The sequence below is a fragment of the uncultured Gordonia sp. genome (genome assembly GCF_937858515.1).
Classification (GTDB): Bacteria; Actinomycetota; Actinomycetes; order Mycobacteriales; family Mycobacteriaceae; genus Gordonia.
Genome location: NZ_CALLZT010000187.1, coordinates 1 through 3571 on the forward strand (window position 1 = coordinate 1; position 3571 = coordinate 3571).

General features: G+C 67.0%; 4 protein-coding genes. All 4 read right to left on the bottom strand.

What is annotated here, in order from left to right; translation table 11 throughout:
• Nucleotides 1-79 precede the first annotated feature (79 nt).
• The gene (locus Q0627_RS18025; RefSeq protein ID WP_291018116.1) at nt 80-853 is read right to left on the bottom strand and encodes an acyl-CoA dehydrogenase family protein; all 774 of its coding nucleotides are present in this window, start codon (nt 851-853) and stop codon (nt 80-82) included.
• 115 nt (nt 854-968) lie between these two features.
• Complete coding sequence (locus Q0627_RS18030) at nt 969-2060, bottom strand: acyl-CoA dehydrogenase family protein (RefSeq protein ID WP_298811792.1); 1092 nt, start codon at nt 2058-2060, stop codon at nt 969-971.
• Complete coding sequence (locus tag Q0627_RS18035; RefSeq protein WP_291017465.1) at nt 2060-2509, bottom strand: nuclear transport factor 2 family protein; 450 nt, start codon at nt 2507-2509, stop codon at nt 2060-2062. The genes Q0627_RS18030 and Q0627_RS18035 overlap by 1 nt, the downstream gene beginning before the upstream one ends.
• Nucleotides 2496-3571, bottom strand: a 1076-nt coding sequence (locus Q0627_RS18040; protein ID WP_298811790.1) for an amidohydrolase family protein, incomplete at its 5' end; no start/stop codon positions are given. The genes Q0627_RS18035 and Q0627_RS18040, both read right to left, overlap by 14 nt.

Here is a 3571-nt window from a genome sequence, read left to right on the forward strand (position 1 = left end):
GCACGCGGCACACCACCAGGCTACACCCTCAACGACCTTAACTGAACGGTATTGGCCTTAACCGGCGAAGGGGGGTGGGTTACAGGTTGATGAGGCGGGGGGCGTGGGACTGTTCGCCGATCAGGGCGCCGGCCTCGCGGGTGAGGGCGCGGGAGGAACCCAGGAGGGCGTCGAGCATGTGTGCGCGCCGGATGTGACGGTGCAGGGAGTGCTCGGCGGTGAAACCGATTCCGCCGTGCACCTGCTGGGTGTGCCGGCAGGTGATCAGCGCCGCCCGGCCCGCGGCCGCCTTGGCGAGCAGTGCCCGTAGCAGTGAATCATCATGGGGGACAGTGGAGTCCGTGTGCAGGTCGACGGTGGCCGCAGTCAGTGTGGCTTCGGCGCCTTCGATGGCGACCAGGGTTTCGGCCAGACGGTGGCGGACCGCTTGGAAGGATGCGATCGGTTTGCCGAACTGGGTGCGGTCGAGGGCGTGGGTGCGGGCGAGCGTGAGCATCGCCCGGCTCGAGCCCACCAGCCACCAGCCCAGCGCGATCCGCCCGCGGATGAGGGCGTCTTTCGGCAGTGGGCCTGGATCTGTTTGCGACAGTGGAAGTTCCGGGTCGAGGGCAGGGCTCGCGGTGTCGGTGCCGCGGTGCCAGCGCAGCCACAGGTCGCCGGTCATCGGCAAGGGATATTCGGTTGCTGACCGCTCGGTGCCGAGCACATCGTTGATGATCGAGGCGTGGCAACCGGTCTCGCCGAGCAGCCGGAACACCAAAGGGATGGCGACTTCCGGGATCTCGGCGAGCATGTCCTGCCAGCCGAGGTCGTCGAGGGCAACGTCGAGTGCGGGACCGGTGTGCTCGGCCATCGTGGCGCGCAGGGAGTCGGTGAGCAGGGCGATATCGGAGCCCTCTACAGTGCGGCCGTCCACTACGAGTCCTTTCCCATCATGATTCTTTGCCCCGTCATGATTCTTTACCCCATCATTGTTCTTTACCAAGGTCGAGAAGCCGGCGCGCGATGATGTTGCGCTGGATCTCGGCGGTGCCGCCGTAGATGGTGGCGGCCTTGGAGTACAGGTATTCCGACCGCAGCACCGGGTCGGTCCATTCGATGGCGCCGGGCACCAGGTCACGGTAGGTGTCGAACAATTGCTGCTCGGCCGTGGACAACAACACCTTGTCGATGGAGGTTTCGGGGCCGACGCGGCCGGTCTCGGCGAGTGCGCGCTGGGTGATATGCGAGCGGCAGCGCGCGGTATACACCGCCAGGTAGGCCGCACCGAGATCGAGATCGTCTGCCTCGTCGGACTTTCCGGCCAGGCCGTCGAGCGTGGCGAGCAGGTAGGCGATGCGGTGCCAGAAGCACGTGGACCGCTCGTAGGGGAGCAGGTCCATCGCCAGCTTCCAGCCGTCGCCCGGCTGCCCGAGCATCCGGTCGGCGGGTACGACGACGTCGTCGAAATAGACTTCGGCGAACTCGTCGACGTCGTGCATCGTGCGCAGCGGCCGGACCGTGATACCGGGGGTGTCCATGTCGACGAAGAACGCGGTGATGCCCGCATGGCCGGGGGCCGTGCGGGTGAGCAGAACACACCGGGATGCATACTGCGCCAGGCTCGTCCAGACTTTCTGGCCGTTGATCACCCAGTTATCACCGCGCTGCTCGGCACGCGTGGTCAGGGACGCGAGGTCGCTGCCCGAGCCGGGTTCGGAGAAGCCCTGGCACCACTGTTCGGTGCCGTCGAGCAGCCGCGGCACCATGTCGGCCGCGAGTTCGGGGCGGGCGTAGGAGATCATCGTCGGTGCGAGCACCTCGATCATCGAGTAGATGCCGGGTTCGGCGAGGAAGCGGGTGGCCACCTCCTCGCCGAGGATCGCCCGCAGCACGGCCGGACCGCCGAGGCCCCCGACTTCGGCGGGCCAGCCGTACCGCATCCAGCCCGCGTCGAAGAGGGCCTTGCGGACGCGGGAGAGCTGGGCGACTTGGGCGTCGAAGGAGTGGTCGGCACCTGGGCTGAGGTCGTGGGTGTCGAGCCAGGAGACGAGTTTGGCGCGGAACTCGTCGGCCTCGATCACGGTGCGGCGGTGAGGTCGACGACGTGGGGGCGGCCGGAGTTGTGTTCGCCGTTGCGGCGGATGAACGTCATCGAGCGGGTGGCCAGGCGCCAGCCGTCGGCGGTACGGCGGTAGGTATCGGAGTAGTAGCCGATGCGGATGTCGGACTGGGTGTGGTCGACGAACTGTAGCGGCTGGGTTCCGGTGGCGTCGTTGATGATTCCCGAGTCGTCGGGCTCACCGAACTCGATGTGCGCGGTACCGGTCATGAACAGGCCCTTGGGGGCCACTGCTACCAGAGCGGGGAACTGGTCGAGCGGGTACACGTCGCCGAAGGCGCTGTAGGTGCCGTCGGGGGTGAATACCGAAACCACCCCGTCCACATCACCTTTGGTCATGGTGACCGCGTATTTGGCCAGCAGCTGGCCGATTTCGACGATGTCGTCGGTGCGCTCACTTGTTGACATAGACCTGTCCTCCCTTCATGACGAAACGAACATCCTGGGTGACAGTCATGTCGTCCAGGGGATTGCCGGGTACGGCGATGATGTCGGCCAGCAGTCCCTCGGCCAGGCGGCCGCGGTCGGTGACCTGGATGAGCTCGGCCGCTACGACGGTGGCCGCGCGCAGCACGGCCGCATTCGACATGCCGCGGGAGACGAGCGCGACGAGTTCGTCGGCGTTTTTGCCGTGCGGGATGGCCGGCGCATCGGTGCCGACGGCGATCTTGACCCCGGCGTCGTAGGCCTTCTTCACCGAAATACGGGCCCTGGGAAACATTTCCGCGGCCTTGGCCTGCAGTTCGGGGGCGGCGTGCGAGGTGTCCATCGCGTCGGCCAGGCGGGTGGTGGGCACCAGGAAGGTGTCGTTGTCCACCAGCATCTGTATCGCCTCGTCGTCGATCAGGAAGCCGTGCTCGATGCAGTCGATGCCCGCCCGGATCGCCTGTTTGACCGCTTCGGCGCCGTGCGTGTGCGAGGCCACCCGCAGCCCGCGACGATGGGCCTCGTCGACGATGGCGCACAGCTCGTCGAACGAATAGTGCTGTGCACCAGGGGAACCGGTCATCGACATGACGCCACCGGAGACGCACACCTTGATGAGCTGCGCGCCGTACTTGATCTGGTAGCGCACCGCCTTGCGGACCTCGTCGACACCGTTGGCGATGCCCTCCTCGAGGGTGAGGTCCATGATGCCGGGGGCGAACGCGGCGAACATCGTCGGATCGAGATGTCCGCCGGTGGGGGTGATGGCGTGCCCGGCGGGCACGATGCGCGGGCCGTCGATCCAGCCGGCGTCGATGGCCTTGCCGAGCGCCACGTCGAGCAGATAGCCGCCGGTCTTGACAAACAGCCCGAGGTTGCGGACGGTGGTGAATCCGGCCCGCAGGGTGCGCCGGGCGTTGCCGACGGCGCGCAGGACGCGGGTGGGCGGATCGTTCTGGACCGACGACATGGGTGGACGCTCACCGCGCCCGCCCATCAGGAGATTGACCTCCATGTCCATCAGCCCGGGCAGCAGGATGTTGT